The 17,344-nt window shown below is 66.0% G+C and carries 15 protein-coding genes, 1 tRNA gene and 1 pseudogene; 11 read left to right on the forward strand and 6 right to left on the reverse strand.

Annotation, left to right across the window (positions count from 1 at the left end; translation table 11 throughout):
* Nucleotides 1-40: 40 nt before the first annotated feature.
* Nucleotides 41-844, reverse strand: a complete 804-nt coding sequence (locus U5798_RS17610; RefSeq protein ID WP_124455425.1) for an inositol monophosphatase family protein — start codon at nt 842-844, stop codon at nt 41-43.
* A 279-nt stretch (nt 845-1,123) separates the two neighbouring features.
* On the opposite strand from U5798_RS17610, the gene U5798_RS17615 reads away from it, so the two are divergent.
* Both U5798_RS17615 and cysE read left to right on the forward strand, forming a co-directional pair.
* Entirely contained in the window at nt 1,124-1,948 is an 825-nt protein-coding gene (locus U5798_RS17615; RefSeq protein WP_124455424.1) for an RNA methyltransferase, read from the forward strand.
* 293 nt (nt 1,949-2,241) lie between these two features.
* Nucleotides 2,242-3,015 carry a serine O-acetyltransferase gene (gene cysE / locus U5798_RS17620; RefSeq protein ID WP_322082755.1) on the forward strand — a complete coding sequence of 258 codons (774 nt, stop codon included), beginning with the start codon at nt 2,242-2,244 and terminating at the stop codon, nt 3,013-3,015.
* A gap of 46 nt (nt 3,016-3,061) precedes the next feature.
* Here the strand turns inward: cysE and U5798_RS17625 are convergent, their stop codons facing one another.
* From U5798_RS17625 to U5798_RS17640, 4 genes are all read right to left on the reverse strand, one after another.
* Nucleotides 3,062-3,862 (reverse strand): UDP-2,3-diacylglucosamine diphosphatase, encoded by an 801-nt coding sequence (locus U5798_RS17625; protein WP_124455422.1) that lies wholly within the window; start codon nt 3,860-3,862, stop codon nt 3,062-3,064.
* Nucleotides 3,863-3,885: 23 nt separating this feature from the next.
* Nucleotides 3,886-4,377 (reverse strand): peptidylprolyl isomerase, encoded by a 492-nt coding sequence (locus U5798_RS17630; protein WP_006478428.1) that lies wholly within the window; start codon nt 4,375-4,377, stop codon nt 3,886-3,888.
* A gap of 88 nt (nt 4,378-4,465) precedes the next feature.
* Entirely contained in the window at nt 4,466-5,041 is a 576-nt protein-coding gene (locus U5798_RS17635; protein ID WP_059233797.1) for a peptidylprolyl isomerase, read from the reverse strand.
* Nucleotides 5,042-5,080: 39 nt separating this feature from the next.
* Nucleotides 5,081-5,803: a tetratricopeptide repeat protein gene (locus tag U5798_RS17640; protein ID WP_322082756.1), complete on the reverse strand. Its 723-nt coding sequence runs from the start codon at nt 5,801-5,803 to the stop codon at nt 5,081-5,083.
* Between the two features lie 233 nt (nt 5,804-6,036).
* On the opposite strand from U5798_RS17640, the gene cysS reads away from it, so the two are divergent.
* The 4 genes from cysS (at nt 6,037) to tilS (ending at nt 10,848) form a co-directional block, all read left to right on the forward strand.
* Complete coding sequence (gene cysS, locus U5798_RS17645) at nt 6,037-7,434, forward strand: cysteine--tRNA ligase (protein ID WP_322082757.1); 1,398 nt, start codon at nt 6,037-6,039, stop codon at nt 7,432-7,434.
* Nucleotides 7,435-7,477: 43 nt separating this feature from the next.
* A complete protein-coding gene (locus U5798_RS17650; protein WP_322082758.1) occupies nt 7,478-8,305 on the forward strand; it encodes a DNA-3-methyladenine glycosylase in 828 nt (275 codons plus the stop codon).
* Between the two features lie 103 nt (nt 8,306-8,408).
* Nucleotides 8,409-9,380, forward strand: coding sequence for an acetyl-CoA carboxylase carboxyltransferase subunit alpha (locus U5798_RS17655; RefSeq protein WP_006478433.1), 972 nt, complete (start codon nt 8,409-8,411; stop codon nt 9,378-9,380).
* Nucleotides 9,381-9,426: 46 nt separating this feature from the next.
* The gene (tilS, locus tag U5798_RS17660) at nt 9,427-10,848 is read left to right on the forward strand and encodes a tRNA lysidine(34) synthetase TilS (protein ID WP_322082759.1); all 1,422 of its coding nucleotides are present in this window, start codon (nt 9,427-9,429) and stop codon (nt 10,846-10,848) included.
* A 72-nt stretch (nt 10,849-10,920) separates the two neighbouring features.
* Here the strand turns inward: tilS and U5798_RS37140 are convergent.
* A pseudogene (locus U5798_RS37140) lies at nt 10,921-11,209 on the reverse strand (hypothetical protein).
* Between U5798_RS37140 and U5798_RS17665 the strand changes: the two are divergent.
* From U5798_RS17665 to cyoA, 5 genes are all read left to right on the forward strand, one after another.
* Nucleotides 11,192-12,445 carry an aspartate kinase gene (locus U5798_RS17665; protein WP_124455418.1) on the forward strand — a complete coding sequence of 418 codons (1,254 nt, stop codon included), beginning with the start codon at nt 11,192-11,194 and terminating at the stop codon, nt 12,443-12,445. The pseudogene U5798_RS37140 and the gene U5798_RS17665 sit on opposite strands and share 18 nt — an antisense overlap.
* A gap of 110 nt (nt 12,446-12,555) precedes the next feature.
* Nucleotides 12,556-12,649: transfer RNA gene (locus U5798_RS17670), tRNA-Ser, on the forward strand.
* Nucleotides 12,650-12,774: 125 nt separating this feature from the next.
* Nucleotides 12,775-14,166 (forward strand): hypothetical protein, encoded by a 1,392-nt coding sequence (locus U5798_RS17675; protein ID WP_322082805.1) that lies wholly within the window; start codon nt 12,775-12,777, stop codon nt 14,164-14,166.
* Nucleotides 14,167-14,647: 481 nt separating this feature from the next.
* The gene (locus U5798_RS17680; RefSeq protein ID WP_322082760.1) at nt 14,648-16,177 is read left to right on the forward strand and encodes an NADH-quinone oxidoreductase subunit M; all 1,530 of its coding nucleotides are present in this window, start codon (nt 14,648-14,650) and stop codon (nt 16,175-16,177) included.
* A 276-nt stretch (nt 16,178-16,453) separates the two neighbouring features.
* Nucleotides 16,454-17,341: a ubiquinol oxidase subunit II gene (gene cyoA / locus U5798_RS17685; protein ID WP_309291166.1), complete on the forward strand. Its 888-nt coding sequence runs from the start codon at nt 16,454-16,456 to the stop codon at nt 17,339-17,341.
* Nucleotides 17,342-17,344: the final 3 nt, after the last annotated feature.

Genomic DNA, 17,344 nt, shown 5'->3' on the forward strand with positions numbered 1-17,344 from the left:
GGCATGCGCGAAAGCCGCGCCGTGCCGGCGCGGCCCGGGCTTACTCCGCTGCCGGGTGGACTCGGGTGTAGCGGTTCAGGATCGGGATCATCTGCGCGTAGATCTTCGGGTTCGCCGCGACGATCTCGTGGCGATGCAGGAAATCGGCGTCGCCCGTGTAGTTGCCCACGAGGCCGCCGGCCTCGGTGATCAGCAGGCTGCCCGCGGCCATGTCCCATACGTTGATGCCTTGCTCGAAGAACGCGTCGAGGCGGCCGGCCGCGACGTTCGCGAGATCGAGTGCTGCAGCGCCCGGGCGGCGCAGGCCCGTGCAGGCCTGCGTCATTTCGGTGAAGAGGCGAGCGTACGCGTCGAGGCCGTCCTTCTCGCGGAACGGGAAGCCGGTGCCGACCAGCGCATCTGCCAGGCGGTCGCGGCGGCCGACGCGGATGCGGCGGTCGTTCAGGTACGCACCGCGGCCGCGCGTGGCCGTGAACAGGTCGTTCTTGTTCGGATCGTAGACGACGGCCTGCGTGACGACGCCCTTGTGCTCGAGCGCGATCGACACGCAGTAGTACGGGAAGCCGTGGATGAAGTTGGTCGTGCCGTCGAGCGGATCGATGATCCACTTGAATTCGGATTCGTTGTCGGATTCGCCCGATTCTTCCGCGAGGATCGCGTGATCGGGGTAGGCAGTCTTCAGCGTCTCGATGATCGCGTCTTCGGCGGCCTTGTCCACTTCGGTAACGAAGTCGTTCTGTTGCTTCTTGCGGATCTCGATCAGGTCGAGATCGAGCGACGCGCGGTTGATGATCTGTCCGGCGCGGCGCGCAGCCTTGACAGCAATGTTGAGCATGGGATGCATGAGCTGGATCCTGTAGCTGGCGGCACGGGCCGCCACGAAGTGGAACAACCGCCCGGAACGGCGCAAGCATGCCGGGCGAGGTGAGACGCGAATTGACAAAGAACGGGGTACGACCCGCGCCGCACGGTGCGCGACGCGTAAAGGCATGATTTTACCCGATTTTTGGCTGTTTCAGGCGACCGGAATGCGGGGAAACCCCCACTGTCCGTCCGGACGAGTGGGTTTGCCGCGGCGATGGCGATACCATACTGCCATTCTGATGAACCGAGTCGTATCGTAGTGGAAACCCCGCAGAACACCGCCGCGCCGTCCGAGCCGGGCGCGGCCTCGTCCCTGCCGCCGTCCGGCGGCTTCACGTCCACCCGCTTCGTGCTCGTCGAGCCGAGCCATCCCGGCAATGTCGGGGCGGCCGCCCGCGCACTGAAGACGATGGGCTTCTCGCGCCTCGTGCTGGTCGCGCCGCGCGTGCCGCACGTGCAGAGCGACCCCGAGGCGATCGCGATGGCCAGCGGCGCGGACGACGTCCTCGCGTCCGCGCATGTCGTGCCGACGCTCGGCGACGCGCTGTCCGGCGTTCACTGGTCGATCGCGCTGACCGCGCGCACGCGCGAATACGGGCCGCCGCGCCTCGCGCCGCGCGCGGCCGCCGCGCAGGCGAGCGCGCAGGTCGGCGCCGGCGACATCGCGCTCGTGTTCGGCAACGAGCGCACGGGCCTCGCGAACGAGCACGTCGAGCAGTGCAGCGCGCTCGCGCACATTCCGGCGAATCCGGCCTACAGTTCGCTGAACCTCGCGCAGGCCGTGCAGGTGCTCGCGTACGAGCTGCGCGTCGCGTTTCTCGAGCAGGCGAGCGAGCCGCCGGCGCAACCGTCGGCCGAAGCCGGCACGCTCGCGCAGAGCGACGAGATCGAGCGGATGTACGTGCACCTCGAGAACGCGCTGATCGCGCTCGAGTTCCTCGATCCGCGCAATCCGAAGAAGCTGATGCCGCGGCTGCGGCGCCTGTTCGCACGCACAGGGCTTGAACGCGAGGAGGTCAACATCCTGCGCGGCGTCGCGAAGCACATCCTGCTGAAATCGGGCAAGCCCGACGGCGACGCGTAAGCGGCCGGCGCACCGGCTGCCCGGTCGCCCCGGCTGCCGCTTCGGGCCGGGGCCGTGCGTCGGGCAGCGCGGAAGCGCCGGGCCTCGCGCATTCCATCCGGCCGACCCATCCGGACGCCTGCTCCAACAGGCCTTTCGCCCGAATACCCGCGCCGATGGCGGGGTGAACGCGCGACCGCGTGCGGCCGTGCGCGACTGGCCCTACAATCGCCGAACGTCATAAGCAAATTACCCGGCGCGATAACGGCCGGCCATAGCCGGCGATGCGCGCCGGCCTTTTCCCAGACCCCATCATGTTCACGAGACTGCGCGAAGACGTTGCAACGATTCGCGAGCGCGATCCCGCCGCTCGCAGTGCATGGGAAGTGCTGACCTGTTATCCGGGGCTGCATGCGCTCGTGCTGCATCGTTTCGCGCACGCTTGCTGGCGCGCGAAGCGCTACTGGCTCGCGCGTTTCGCGTCGCAGGCCGGACGATTCCTCACGGGGATCGAGATCCATCCCGGCGCCACGATCGGCCGGCGCGTGTTCATCGACCACGGCATGGGTGTCGTGATCGGCGAGACGGCGATCATCGGCGACGACTGCACGATCTATCAGGGTGTTACGCTGGGCGGCACGTCGCTCACACGCGGCGCGAAGCGCCACCCGACGCTCGAAGCCGGCGTGATCGTCGGCGCGGGTGCGAAGGTGCTCGGCGGCTTCACGGTCGGTGCGGGCGCGAAGATCGGCTCCAACGCGGTCGTCGTGAAGCCGGTGCCGGCGGGCGGCACCGCGGTCGGCAATCCGGCACGCATCGTGATGCCGGCACAGCCGAAGCCGCAGCCCGAGCGCGCGGCATTCTGCGCATACGGGATCACGCCGAACGCCGACGATCCGATGTCGCTCGCGATCCACGGCCTGATCGATCACGCGGCGAAGGAAAGCCGCCGTGTCGACGAGATCGTCGCGGCGCTCGAGCAGCTCGGCACGCATCTGGAAACGCTGCAGGGCGCCGATGCGGCGCGTCTCGACCTGCGCCGGCTGTCTGCGGTGCTGGAAGGAAAGACGGTCGAGCGCCAGGTGTGACGGGCGCGATGCGCGCCGACAGCCGCCGGTCGGTGCGACGGCGGTGTCAGTCGAGCGGCATCGCGTGGATGCCTTCCGCGTCGACGCGCAGGTAGCCGCCGCGCGGCTTGCCGTGATCGAGATCCCAGTCGGGCAGCACCCAGCGAATGCCGCCGGGTTCCAGGTGGCGCGCGGGGCGGTGCGTGTGGCCGTGGATGATCACGCTCGCGCGGCTCTTCCGGAACAGGGCGGCCACGCCATCGCGCGTGACATCGTAGATGGCCGAAGCAGGGCGCATCCGGCCCGTTTCGCTGTTCGAGCGCATGCGCTGCGCGAGCGCACGGCGCCAGCGGAACGGCCACGCGAGAAACAGCCATTGCGCGGCGCGATTGCGCGCGAAGCGGCGGAACACCTGGTAGCCGCGGTCGGCCGTGCATTGTGCGTCGCCGTGCGCGAGCACGATGCGCTGGCCAAACGCCATGATCAGCGACGGGTCGGGCAGCAGCATCGCGCCGGCCGCCTTCATGAAGCGCCGGCCGAGCAGGAAATCGCGGTTGCCGTGCATCACGTAGAGCGCGATCCCGCGCTCGGAGAACGTGTGCATCAGCGCGGCCATGCGGGCCGCGAACGGATCGTCGTCGAGGATGTCGTCGCCGATCCAGTATTCGAACAGGTCGCCGAGAATGAATACCGAGTCGGCACTGTCGGCGGTGTATTTCACGAAATGCTCGAACGCGGCGACCGTCTTCGGAATCGCCTCGCTCAGATGCAGATCGGAGAGAAACAGGAACGGGCGTGCGGCTTGCGCGTACTCGCGCTCGCCGGGCACGCCCGCGGAGACGCTTCGCGGCGGACTCTCCTGCAACATCGAAGTGTCTCCGTAACCGTGCGTCAGACCACGACGGCCTTTTCGATCACGACGTCGTCGGTCGGCACGTCCTGGTGGAAACCGGCGTTGCCCGTCTTGACGCCCTTGATCTTGTCGACCACGTCCTGGCCTTCGACGACCTTGCCGAACACGGCGTAGCCCCAGCCCTGCGGCGTCGGCGACGAGTGGTTCAGGAAGTCGTTGTCGTTCACGTTGATGAAGAACTGGGCGGTGGCCGAGTGCGGATCGTTCGTGCGCGCCATCGCGACCGTGTAGTTGTCGTTCTTCAGGCCGTTGTTCGCCTCGTTGTCGATCGGCGCGTCGGTCGGCTTCTGCTTCAGGCCCGGCTCGAAGCCGCCGCCCTGGATCATGAAGCCGTTGATCACGCGATGGAACACGGTGCCGTCGTAGTGGCCCTTCTTCACGTAGTTCAGGAAGTTCTCGACCGTCTTCGGTGCCTTCGCGGCGTCGAGCTCGAGCTTGATCACGCCGTGGTTCGTATGCAGTTCAACCATGATGAATTCCTTCGGTGAGGCGGTTTAAATGGCACGCGGCCGGTCGTGCGACGCGGCCGCGTGTGGCGCCGGACGTGCCGGCAGGTTCTTACTTCGAGACGATGCTGGCCGATTCGATCACGATCGGTTGCGCCGGCACGTCCTGCATCGGGCCGCGCGAGGTCGTCGCCACGCCTTCGATCTTCTTCACGACGTCGAGACCCGACACGACCTTGCCGAACACCGCATAGCCGTTGCCGTCCGGGTTCGGGTAGTCGAGGCCGCCGTTGTCGACCGTGTTGATGAAGAACTGCGCGGTGGCCGAATTCGGATCGCTCGTGCGTGCCATCGCGATCGTGCCCGTCAGGTTCTTCAGACCATTGCGGCTCTCCAGCGGGATCGGCGCGCGGGTCGGCTTCTCCTCGAAGTTGGTCTTATAGCCGCCGCCCTGGATCATGAAGCCCTTGATCACGCGATGAAAGATCGTGCCGTTGTACTGGCCGGCCTTCACGTAATCGAGGAAGTTGGCGACCGACTTCGGCGCCTTCTCCGGATAGAGCTCGACGCGGATGTCGCCCTGCGAGGTCTTCAGCTGCACGACGGGGTGCGCGGTAGCCGATTGCGCGAACGCGGGCGCGGTCGCGAGAAGGGCGGCGCCGCCAAGCGCCAGCAACAGACGTTTCATTGCGATCCTCAGGTTGGGAGGGGAAGAAGGCCGCGCCGCTCAGTGCGACGGCGCGACGTACGGCGCCGCCAGTGCGCCCGACGGACCGCTGAACTGGAACGTCGGCGACATCGGCAGCGTGGTGGTGCTCACGTTCGCGGCGGCGCGGTCGGTGTAGTCGCGCGTGGCCGGCGTCGTCGCGCGTGCATTCGGTGCGGCTTTCGACGGCGACACGATCTTCTGGAGATCGGCGAGGCGCTGCGCGGTGGCGCCGCTCGTGCGACCGAGCGATTGCGCGCGCTTGTACGACTCGGCCGCGAGACGCAGGTAGAGATCGCCGAGGTTCTCGTACGCGAGCGAGTAGCTCGGGTTCGATTGCGTCGCGGTGACGAGCGCGGTGCGCGCTTCGTCGTAGCGGCCATGCTTCGCGTACAGCGCCGCCAGGTTGTTGTACGGCTCGGGCAGCTCTGGGTACGCCTGCGTGATCGCGACGAACTGCTGGATCGCGTCGTCGTCGCGGTTCAGCCGGGCCAGCACGGTGCCGCGCTTGAACTGCGCCTGCACGTCGCGCGGGTTCGATGCGATGCGCGTGTCGAGCTGCGCGAGCGCCTGCTGCCACTGCTTGCCGGCGATCGACGCGTCGATTTCGGGCGTGCCGTCGGCGACCGCCGGGGCCTTCTGCGCATGCGCCGCGGGGACCGCGAAAAGCGTCAGCGCGACGCCCATGACGGTGGTCGCAACGAGGGTCGCAGCGCTCTGCGCGCGGCCGCGATGAGGTTTCATAGGCGTAAATCGGAATGTTATACTCCGAGCCATTCTAACAAAACGTCTGCCCGTTCCGGCGAGCGGCAGGCAGTCTTTCTTAGCCTCTCGTGGCCGTCACCGCTGTGCTTGCAGCCTGACCGCCCCATGTGATACGAGGACGCTCGGCCCGGTGCCGCAGCAGATGGTCCGTCCGTGTCGCATGCTGGGCGAGCTTCGCCAGGGCGGTTTCCTTCGGCTCACGGTTCATCTCTATGGAATCACTGCGCATCTACAACACGCTCGCGCGTGACAAGCAAGTTTTCGTGCCGCGCCAGTCAGGCGAAGTGCGGATGTACGTATGCGGGATCACCGTCTACGACTATTGTCACGTGGGCCACGCGCGCATGCTGGTCGTGTTCGACCTCGTCCAGCGCTGGTTGCGTGCGATCGGCTATCGGGTCACGTATGTGCGCAACATCACCGACATCGACGACAAGATCATCCGCCGCGCGGTCGAGAACGGCGAGACGATCAAGTCGCTGACCGACCGGTTCATCGGTGCGATGCACGAGGACGAAGGTGCGCTCGGCATCCAGCGGCCCGACATCGAGCCGCGCGCGACGCAGTTCATCCCGCAGATGCTCGGCATGATCGAGACGCTCGAGTCGAACGGTTATGCGTACCAGGCGACCGACGGCGACGTCAATTACTCGGTGCGCAAGTTCGCGAACTACGGGAAGCTGTCGGGCAAGTCGCTCGACGATCTCCGCGCGGGCGAACGCGTCGCCGCGAACGACGCGAAGGAAGATCCGCTCGATTTCGTGCTGTGGAAGCGCGCGAAGCCGGAAGATCCGGAGGGCGCGTCGTGGGCCTCGAAGTACGGGATGGGGCGCCCGGGCTGGCACATCGAGTGCTCGGCGATGGGCTGCTCGCTGCTCGGCAATCACTTCGACATCCACGGCGGCGGGCAGGATCTGCAATTCCCGCACCACGAGAACGAGATCGCGCAGAGCGAAGGCGCGACCGGCCAGACGTTCGTCAACTACTGGATGCACAACGGCTTCGTGCAGGTCGACAACGAGAAGATGTCGAAATCGCTCGGCAACTTCTTCACGATCCGCGAAGTGCTCGAGCGGTACGACGCGGAAGTCATGCGCTTCTTCATCGTGCGCACGCACTACCGGTCGCCGCTCAACTACAGCGACGTGCATCTCGACGACGCGCGGGCATCGCTCACGCGTCTGTACACGGCGCTGAAGGACGTCGAGGCCGACTCGCTCGCGCTCGACTGGAACGAGCCGCATGCGCAGCGTTTCGCGGCCGCGATGAACGACGACTTCAACACGCCGGTCGCGGTGGCGACGCTGTTCGAGCTCGCGGGCGAAGTGAATCGTACGCGCGACGCGTCGCTCGCGCGGCAGCTGAAACAGCTGGCGGGCCTGCTCGGCCTGCTGGGCCGCGAACCGCGCGCATTCCTGCAGCAGGCGTCCGGCGCCGCGCAGGCGGGCGCGCTCGCGGCCGACGAGATCGAAGCGAAGATCGCCGCGCGCGTCGCGGCGAAGCAAGCGAAGGACTATGCCGAAGCGGACCGGATCCGGGCGGAACTGCTCGAAGCCGGCATCGCACTTGAAGACAAACCGGGCGGATCGACCGAATGGCGTCGCGTATGAGCGCGATGCGTTCCACTGACCGATCCGTCAGGTAGGAGGCAAGATGGCAACGGCTAGAAAAGCGCCGGTCAGGCGCGCGACCGCGGTCGCCGCACGTCCGGCAGCCAGGCGCGTGCCGGCGGCGAAGACGGACGCGACGCGTGCCGCGCCGAACGGCGCGCTGAACGGTCATGCGCAGCCGGCGGCTGCGCAGCCGGCCGCCGACGCGGCCCGCAAGACACGTGCGTCCGAAGCGGACGGCGAGGAGGTCGTCGTGCGTCCTGCCTATTGGGACAAGGCGTGCGCCGACCTCGTCAAGCGCGACCGCATCCTGAAGAAACTGATTCCGAAGTTCGGTCCCGCGCATCTCGTGAAGCGCGGCGATCCGTTCGTCACGCTCGCGCGCTCCGTCGTCGGCCAGCAGATTTCGGTGCCGTCCGCGCAGTCGCTGTGGGCGCGCATCGAGGACGCCTGTCCGAAGCTCGCGCCGCAGCCGGTGATCCGGCTCGGCGCGGACAAGCTGATCGCGTGCGGTCTGTCGAAACGCAAGACGGAATACATCCTCGATCTTGCGCAGCATTTCGTATCGGGCGCGCTGCACGTCGACAAATGGACGTCGATGGACGACGAGGACGTGATCGCGGAACTCACGCAGATCCGCGGCATCAGCCGCTGGACGGCCGAGATGTTCCTGATCTTCAACCTGTCGCGGCCGGACGTGCTGCCGCTCGACGACCCGGGCCTGATCCGCGCGATCAGCGTCAATTACTTCAGCGGGGAACCCGTCACGCGCAGCGAGGCGCGTGAAGTCGCCGCGAACTGGGAGCCGTGGCGCACCGTCGCGACCTGGTACATGTGGCGCAGCCTCGATGCGCCCGACACCGACGCCTGAGCGTTGGCTATCGGGTTTTAAACATCAATAGTTGAGAGCCGGTTTTGAGCGTCGCCCGCGCGGGTAGAATACGCGCTGCCGCAAGACCCAAGGATTCGAACACATGAAGACCACGTTTCTGGATTTCGAACAGCCGATCGCCGAACTCGAGGCCAAGATCGAAGAGCTGCGATTCGTGCAGGACGACTCGGCTGTCGATATTTCGGAAGAAATCGAGCGGCTGTCGAAGAAAAGCCAGCAACTGACGAAAGACCTCTACGCGAACCTGTCGCCGTGGCAGGTCTCGCAGATCGCACGGCATCCGCAGCGTCCGTACACGCTCGATTACGTTGCGGAACTGTTTACCGACTTTCACGAACTGCATGGCGACCGCGCGTTCGCGGACGACCTGTCGATCGTCGGCGGCCTCGCGCGCTTCGGCGGTCATCCGTGCATGGTGATCGGTCACCAGAAGGGCCGCGACACGAAGGAGCGCGCCGCGCGCAACTTCGGGATGCCGCGTCCGGAAGGCTATCGCAAGGCCGAACGCCTGATGCGTCTCGCCGAGAAGTTCGGGCTGCCGATCTTCACGTTCGTCGACACGCCGGGCGCGTACCCGGGCATCGGCGCGGAAGAGCGCGGCCAGTCGGAGGCGATCGGCCGCAACCTCTACGTGATGGCCGAGCTGAAGACGCCGATCATCACGACCGTGATCGGCGAGGGCGGTTCGGGCGGCGCGCTGGCGATCGCCGTGGCCGATACCGTGATGATGCTGCAGTTCTCGACCTATTCGGTGATTTCGCCGGAAGGCTGCGCGTCGATCCTGTGGAAGAGCGCCGCGAAGGCGCCGGAAGCCGCGGAAGCGCTGGGCCTGACCGCGCACCGCCTGAAGGCGCTCGGCCTGATCGACAAGATCATCAACGAGCCGCTCGGCGGCGCGCATCGCGATCCGAAGGGCATGGCCGCACTGCTGCGCCGCGCGCTTGCCGATTCGCTGCGCCAGTTCCAGGGCATGAGCATCGATGCGCTGCGCGAGCGCCGCTTCGAACGCCTGATGGCCTACGGCAAGTTCAAGGAAACCACGCCCGGCGCATGACCGGCTGCGTATTCCATTCGCGCGCCGCTGCGCGCGCGTTCCTCTCGTGATCCCGCCGACCGAATTCTCCGCCGACCGCGTCGTCCTCGACGCGGTCGGCGTTGCGCTTTCCGGCCTGCCGGCCGATGCGCGCATCGCGATCGCCTACAGCGGCGGCCTCGACTCGACGGTGCTGCTCGATGCGGCCGTGCGTGTCGCGGGCGCGTCGCGTTGCGTCGCGCTGCACGTGCATCACGGCCTGAGCGCGAACGCTGACGCATGGGTTGCGCATGCCGAAGCGGAAGCCGCCCGGCGCGGCGTCGCATTCGAATCGATGCGCGTCGACGTGCCGCGCGACAGCGGCCTCGGTATCGAGGCGACGGCGCGCGAACGTCGTTACGCGGCGCTCGACACGATGTGCGAACGCCACGGCGTAGCCGTGCTGTGGCTCGCGCAGCATGCGGACGACCAGGCGGAGACCGTGCTGCTGCAGTTGCTGCGCGGCGCGGGCATCGCCGGGCTCGCCGCGATGGCGCCGCGCTATCGCCCCGACGGCGTGAGCGTCGAGCGTGTGCGGCCGTTGCTGCGATTGTTGCGTGCGCAACTCGAGCGCTATGCGGAGCAGCACGCGCTCGCCTGGATCGACGACGAATCGAACGGCGACACGCGCTATGCGCGCAATGCACTGCGCATCGACGTGCTGCCGGCGCTGGCCGTGCATTTTCCCGGTTTTCGCGACGCACTCGGTCGCGCGGCCCAGCATGCGGCCGCCGCGCAGCGGCTGCTCGACGATCTGGCCGAACTGGATTTCGCCGCCGCCGCGCGCGATGACGGGCAGGCGCTGTCGCGCGACGCGCTGGTTGCGTTCGACGACACGCGCGGTGCGAACCTGCTGCGCTTCTGGATGCGCCGGCTCGGCTTGCCGGGGGCGTCGGCCGCGCGGCTCGCCAACATGATGCGGCAGCTGCGCGCCGCGCATGACGCCCATGCGCTGCGGGTCGATCACGCGGGGCAGTGCCTGCGGCTCTATCGCGATGTCGTCTACTGGGAAGCGGGCGACAGCAGCGAACCGGCCGACGACGGCACGGGCTCGCCGCACCCGGAGGCGGCGCTCGCGTGGGACGGGCAGGACGTGTGGCACCTGCCGGGCTGGCGTGGCACCTACGTGTTCGCGCAAGCCGCGGCGGGGAGTGCCGACGCCGTGCCGGAGGCGCTGCTGCGCGGCGTGCGGCTCGCGGCACGCGCCCGCGCGGGCGGCGAGCGGATGCGCACGTCGCCGGGCGGGCCGGGCCGCACGCTGAAGAATCTGTTCCAGGAGCGCGGCGTGCCGGCCTGGCAGCGCGACGTGCCGCTGCTGTTCGCGGGCGAGCGGCTGATCTACGTGCCGCGGCTCGGCATCAATCGCGATGTCGGCATGTTCGACAGCGAGACGGCCGGCGACGGCGCCTGGCGCCGGATCGAATGGCGTCCCGACCTGCTGGTCGCGTAGCGGCAAGCAGGCTTCCGGCGGCGCGATGGCGCGCCCATTTTCACCATTTGGTAAACAGCGCCGGAACGGCCGTCAACACGGCGAGCGGCTTGTCAAGCGGGCGTCTATCGGGTACGCTCGGTCGTTTGCTCGGCTCGATTTTTGAGCGTTTTGTGCAGGTTTTCCGCGTGACGTACCCGGTTTGCGCGGCCTGATCGGCCTTCCGGGCAAAATCCGCCACGCTTGCGTGTTGCGTCCCAGCCGTCCCCCTCGTCGTCCGTCCACAGCCACAAGCCGCGTGACCGAACGGCTACGCGGCCTGCCCAGCGCGCCCGTGCGGTTTCTCCTCCAGTTCAGAACGACAATGGCACTCATCGTACACAAATACGGCGGCACTTCGATGGGCTCGGTCGAGCGCATCAAGAACGTCGCGAAACGCGTCGCAAAATGGCATCAGGCCGGGCACCAGATGGTGGTCGTGCCTTCGGCGATGTCCGGCGAAACCAACCGTCTGCTCGGTCTCGCGAAAGAGATTTCGAGCCAGCCGAGCCCGCGTGAGCTCGACATGATCGCGTCGACCGGCGAGCAGGTCAGCGTCGGCCTGCTGTCGATCGCGCTGCAGGAAATCGGCGTCGAGGCCGTGAGCTACGCCGGCTGGCAAGTGCCGATCAAGACCGACAGCGCGTTCACGAAAGCGCGCATCCATTCGATCGACGACGAGCGCGTGAAGGCCGATCTGAACGCCGGCAAGGTCGTGATCATCACGGGCTTCCAGGGCGTCGATCCGGACGGTCACATCACGACGCTGGGCCGTGGCGGCTCCGATACGTCGGCGGTGGCGGTCGCGGCTGCGCTGGACGCGGAAGAGTGCCTGATCTACACGGATGTCGACGGCGTCTACACGACCGACCCGCGCGTCGTCGAAGAGGCGCGCCGCCTCGATCGCGTGACGTTCGAAGAGATGCTGGAAATGGCCAGCCTCGGCTCGAAGGTCCTGCAGATCCGCTCGGTCGAATTCGCCGGCAAATACCAGGTGAAGACGCGTGTGCTGTCGAGCCTGACCGATCCGCTGATTCCGCTCGACGAAGAAATGCGCTCGGGCACCCTGATTACTTTTGAAGAAGACGAGACCATGGAAAAGGCAGTCATTTCCGGCATCGCGTTCCAGCGCGACGAAGCACGCATTGCTGTGATGGGCGTGCCCGACAAGCCGGGCATCGCATATCAGATCCTCGGCCCGGTCGCCGACGCGAACGTCGACGTCGACATGATCATCCAGAACCAGAGCGTCGAAGGCAAGACCGACTTCACGTTCACGGTCGGCCGCGGCGACTACCAGAAGGCGATGGACATCCTCACCAACCAGGTGAAGGGCCATGTCAGCGCCGAGCGCGTGCAGGGCGACCCGAAGGTGTCGAAGGTGTCGGTCGTCGGCGTCGGCATGCGTTCGCACGTGGGCGTCGCGAGCAAGATGTTCCGCACGCTGTCGGAAGAGGGCATCAACATCCAGATGATCTCGACGTCCGAAATCAAGATTTCGGTGCTGATCGACGAGAAATACATGGAGCTGGCCGTCCGCGCGCTGCACAAGGCATTCGAACTCGACCAGACATCGTGAATTTTTCGTGATGCATTGAAGAAAATGCATCACGGAATTTGACGCGCGGTTCGAAACCCTATATTATCTCGTTCTCGTCGCACTGCCTCCCTGGTGCGAGCGAAAGTTTGGGAGACGTGGCCGAGAGGTCGAAGGCACTCCCCTGCTAAGGGAGCATCTGGGCCAAAACCTGGATCGAGGGTTCGAATCCCTCCGTCTCCGCCAAAAGCGGTGACAAAGCCCCGCAAGTTTTCGGACTTGCGGGGCTTTTTCTTTTCCCGCGGCAATGATTGCTCGACTTGAGCCCCCGTCATGCGCTACATATCGCGTATCGTCCGGCGCAACTCAAGGTGACGCTCTTGGCAAGCCCGCATGCAGTCCTGACTTTCCTCTCTCATCGGCCTGTCGACGGACTCGTCGACAACCACGCACGTTACGCGCAGCTGCACGGCTACCGGCATGCGACAGTCGACAGCATGCACGTGTACGGCGAGCGCCAGCCGATCCTGCACAAGTACCACGCGATCATCGCGCAGCTCGTCGCGATGGAGCCGGGCGCATGGCTGCTCGTGCTCGATCCGTTCTCCGTCGTATTCGATCCGCACGCGCTGCCGGACGTCGCGCACGGCTACGACGCAATCGTCACCACGCAGACGTCGAAGTCGCCGTTGCCCGCCGCAAGCGGCATGATCTTCCGCAACGTGCCCGACGTGCGGGAGCGATTGCGCAGGCTCGCACTCGAGCTGGGCAAATGGGCGATGCGCCTTCCGGAGCGGCGTGATGCGTGCGAGGCGACGCTGCTCGCGGAGCACTTTCCGCCGCTGCCGTTCGATGTGCGGCTCGCGAACGGCCATTTCGCGTCGGCCCAGACGGTCTGGAGCGACGGCGTCGCGATCGATTCGCTTGTCGGCGCGCGGCCGCTCGTCGCGCACCATGCGCCCGAGTGGCAGGCGGTGGGCGGTACCTGGGTGCCGGCGGCCGATTACGACTTCCGCTACGTGGTCGCGCTCGTCGACGATGCCGAGCGGTACCAGCGCGGCGATCACCCGCGCGCGCTGGACGACTGGCGCGCCGCGCAGCAGCGAACGCGCGAGGCGGAGCGGCAGGTGAATCCGCACGCACGCATTGCGTTCGTGAGCCTGCATACGTCGCATGTCGCGGGCTATGGCGATCTCCACGAGGAGAACTTCGTCCGCTACTGCACGCGGCACGGCTATGCGTACCACACGTATCGCGAGGCACCCGCGTTCCTGCCGGGCGGCATCGACGCGAACTGGGCGAAGCTGCATCTGATTCGCGAACATCTGCCGCATCACGAATTCGTGTTCTGGGTCGATGCGGACATCCTGGCGATCGACCAGCGTCAGGCCATCGACAGCGTGATCGACGGCCGCGACTTCGTGATCGGTACCGATCACACGGCCTGGGCGATCAACTCATGCATGATCGGCGTGCGCAACGTGGCGCCGATGCATGAACTCGTCGAGCGCATCTGCGCGCGCATCGAGCGCTTCGACGATCGGTCGTCGGTCTACGCGAGCGGCGGCGACCAGCAGGCGATCTACGTGGAGCTGCTGGAATCCGGCATGATCGACGCACGCCATATCGTCGACGCGACGACGCTTGCGTCATCGCCGATCTATGCGACGCGCGACAGCCGCTTCGTTCATTTCCCCGCACAACACGACCACTATCGCGCGGTGACGATGCGCGTCTGGGATCGGCTGAGTCATCAGCGCTGACGGCCGGGAACATGAACGATGCGATGCCTGCCGCGACGCCGGGCGGGCAGGGTGGCCATTCGCCGGCGATCTGAAATATCGATGTAAGTATCGATGTAAGGAAAAACGAGATACTGCCTCGTTGACCTAGCTGACCTCGATCATCCTGTTCAGGCCCCGAGAAACGACACGCCGACGCCAAAAATGCGGCATTGCGTCGTTTTTCGTGGTTCGCCGTGACGCGCAATACAAAAAATTACTTAATAAAATCAGCGTCATGCGCCGGAACGGAAAATTGATGCTCTGCTGCGCTGCAGAAAATAATCAATCGCCTTATGCTGGTTAACCCGATCGCGTTTGAGCGACATCAAGTTTGTCCGTGATGTCGCTTTACATTTTGCCAACACTGGCGATTCACGAAATCTACCTGTCGATTCGATTTCGTTCCTTTCGTCTCGCCTGTCCCCGATGCAGAGCGCGACCTCATCAAGGCCCTGTTGACATGCATGATTTTCCCTTCCTGAGCCTGGCCATCTGGGCTCCGATCCTGTTCGGCGCGTGCCTGCTGCGTGCCGGTTCCGACCGTCACCCGCGCCGGACGCGGCTGATCGCGCTTGCGGGCGCGATCGTGGGACTCGCAGCCGTCGTCCCGCTGGTCGCCGGCTTCGACGCGCATTCGTCGGCGATGCAGTTCGTCGAAAGCCGTGACTGGCTGGCGGCGTTCAATTCCGGGTGGCGCGTCGGCATCGACGGCGCGTCGCTGTGGCTCGTCGTGCTGACCGCCTTCACGACGCTCGTGGTGGTGATCGCATCGTGGGAATCGGTCACGGTGCGCGTCGCGCAGTACTACGCATCGTTCCTGATCCTGTCGGGGCTGATGGTCGGCGTATTCGTCGCGCAGGACGGGCTGCTGTTCTTCATCTTCTTCGAGGCGACGCTGATCCCGCTTTACCTGCTGATCGGCACATGGGGCCGCGAGCGCCGCGTATATGCGGCCGTGAAGTTCTTCTTCATTTCGTTCGCCGGCTCGCTGCTGCTGCTGATGGCGATGCTGTACCTGTACGCGCAGTCGCATACGTTCGACATGGCCGCGTGGCGCACGCTGCAGCTCGGCTTCGCGCCGCAGTTGCTGGTGTTCCTCGGCTTCTTCGCGGCGTTCGCGGTGAAGGTGCCGATGTGGCCGGTCCACACGTGGCTGAGCGACGTCTACACCGACGGCCCGACCGGCGCCGCGTTGATGCTCGCGATGCTCAAGCTCGGCGGCTACGGGTTCCTGCGCTTCGCGCTGCCGATCACGCCCGATGCGAGCCACTTCTTCGCGCCGGCCGTGATCGCGCTGTCGCTGTTCGCGATCATCTATGCGAGCCTGATCGCGCTTGCGCAGACCGATCTCGGCAAGCTGCTCGCGTACTCGACCGTCGCGCACATGGGGATCGTCACGCTCGGGCTGTTCCTGTTCAACCGGATCGGCGTCGAAGGCGCGATCGTTCAGCTCGTGTCGTACGGCTTCGTCGCCGGCGCGATGCTGTTGTGCGTGAACGTGCTCGTCGATCGCACGAAGCAGCGCGAGATCGCCGCATACGGCGGCGTGGCAGGCGTGATGCCGCGTTTCGCGACCTTCACGGTGCTGTTCGCGATGGCTAACGTGGGCTTGCCGGGCACGTCGGGCTTCGTCGGCGAGTTCATGGTCATCATGGGCGCGATCCGCTTCAACTTCTGGATCGGCGCGATCGCGGCACTGACGCTGATCCTCAGCGCGTCGTACACGCTGTGGATGCTCAAGCGCGTGGTGTTCGGCAAGGTCGCGAGCCAGGGCATCGCGAAGCTCGCCGACCTGAACCGTCGCGAGATCGTGATGTTCGCGTCGCTCGCGCTGATCGTGCTGGCGATCGGCATCGATCCGAAGCCGTTCACCGACGCGATCGATCCGACCGTCGGCAGGCTGATCCAGGAAGCGAGCCATTCGAAGGTGCCGGCAGGGGACGGCACGGGGCCGACGCCGCCTTCGTACATGGCGTCGACGCACGACTGATCGCGGCACGTCGAGCCGCGCGAGCGGGCCGCATCGCACGGCGGTCCGGCTCGTTGCGCGCGCATCGATCGCGGTCCGGCACGGCGCGTGCCGGGCCCGCTTCCGCCTGCGTGAAATTGCCCCGCGACAATGTGACTCACGGCAGATTCTGCAATGATGATTTGCCGCATCCACCGGTTTTTCATCACACCCGCGCGACGTATGATTCGGCCACTTTCGTGGATCGAATGCGCATCGGGCATACGCAAACGGATTCAATGACCCTCGGGCTGTGTGATGAAAAGAAAAGCTTCAAGAGGCTGGTCGGCGCTGATGTCAATCGGCGCGGCGTTGAGCCTGTCAGGCTGTAATTTAGATGTACTAAATCCGAAAGGTAGCGTCGGCGCCGCGGAAAAGGCGCTGATCGCGACGTCCACCTGGGCGATGCTGGTCGTCGTCGTGCCGGTGATCCTGCTCACGCTGTGGTTCGCGTGGCGCTATCGCGCATCGAACCGCAACGCCACCTATGCACCGAACTGGTCGCACTCGACCGCGATCGAGGTCGTGATCTGGACGGTGCCGACGCTGATCATCCTGTTCCTCGGCGTGCTCACGTGGAAGACCACGCACGAGCTCGACCCGTACAAGCCGCTCGAGTCGTCGGTGAAGCCGATCGACGTCGAGGTCGTCGCGCTCGACTGGAAGTGGCTGTTCATCTATCCGGAACTCGGCATCGCGTCGGTGAACCAGCTCGCGATTCCGGTGGGCACGCCGGTGAATTTCCGCATCACGTCGGATTCGGTGATGAACTCGTTCTTCATCCCGCAGCTCGGCGGCCAGGTCTACGCGATGGCCGGCATGCAGACGCGCCTGCACCTGATCGCCGACGAACCCGGCAACTACGCGGGCACGTCCGCCAACTTCAGCGGCCGCGGCTTCTCCGACATGAAGTTCCGCACGCTCGCCGAGCCGCGCGAGCAGTTCGATGCGTGGGTGCAGAAGGTGAAGGCGTCGCCGGACCGGCTCGACGCGACCGTGTACGGCACCGTCGCGCAACCGAGCGAGAAGGCGCCCGTGCGCTACTTCTCGTCGGTCGATCCGCGGCTCTTCCACAACATCATCGCGAAATACAACGATGGCCACGTCCTCGACCTGAAGGACGCCGCCTGCGGCACGAAGGGGTAACGC

The sequence above is a fragment of the Burkholderia sp. BCC1972 genome, assembly GCF_905339605.1.
GTDB lineage: Bacteria > Pseudomonadota > Gammaproteobacteria > Burkholderiales > Burkholderiaceae > Burkholderia.

Coding starts and splice junctions, on each gene's coding strand:
- U5798_RS17655 (WP_006478433.1), top strand. CDS start 8,409: ATGAAGACCACGTTTCTGGATTTCGAACAGCCGATCGCCGAACTCGAG.
- U5798_RS17610 (WP_124455425.1), bottom strand. CDS start 844: ATGCATCCCATGCTCAACATTGCTGTCAAGGCTGCGCGCCGCGCCGGA.
- U5798_RS17630 (WP_006478428.1), bottom strand. CDS start 4,377: ATGGTTGAACTGCATACGAACCACGGCGTGATCAAGCTCGAGCTCGAC.
- U5798_RS17650 (WP_322082758.1), top strand. CDS start 7,478: ATGGCAACGGCTAGAAAAGCGCCGGTCAGGCGCGCGACCGCGGTCGCC.
- U5798_RS17640 (WP_322082756.1), bottom strand. CDS start 5,803: ATGAAACCTCATCGCGGCCGCGCGCAGAGCGCTGCGACCCTCGTTGCG.
- U5798_RS17665 (WP_124455418.1), top strand. CDS start 11,192: ATGGCACTCATCGTACACAAATACGGCGGCACTTCGATGGGCTCGGTC.
- U5798_RS17635 (WP_059233797.1), bottom strand. CDS start 5,041: ATGAAACGTCTGTTGCTGGCGCTTGGCGGCGCCGCCCTTCTCGCGACC.
- cyoA (WP_309291166.1), top strand. CDS start 16,454: ATGAAAAGAAAAGCTTCAAGAGGCTGGTCGGCGCTGATGTCAATCGGC.
- cysE (WP_322082755.1), top strand. CDS start 2,242: ATGTTCACGAGACTGCGCGAAGACGTTGCAACGATTCGCGAGCGCGAT.
- U5798_RS17625 (WP_124455422.1), bottom strand. CDS start 3,862: ATGTTGCAGGAGAGTCCGCCGCGAAGCGTCTCCGCGGGCGTGCCCGGC.
- cysS (WP_322082757.1), top strand. CDS start 6,037: ATGGAATCACTGCGCATCTACAACACGCTCGCGCGTGACAAGCAAGTT.
- U5798_RS17680 (WP_322082760.1), top strand. CDS start 14,648: ATGCATGATTTTCCCTTCCTGAGCCTGGCCATCTGGGCTCCGATCCTG.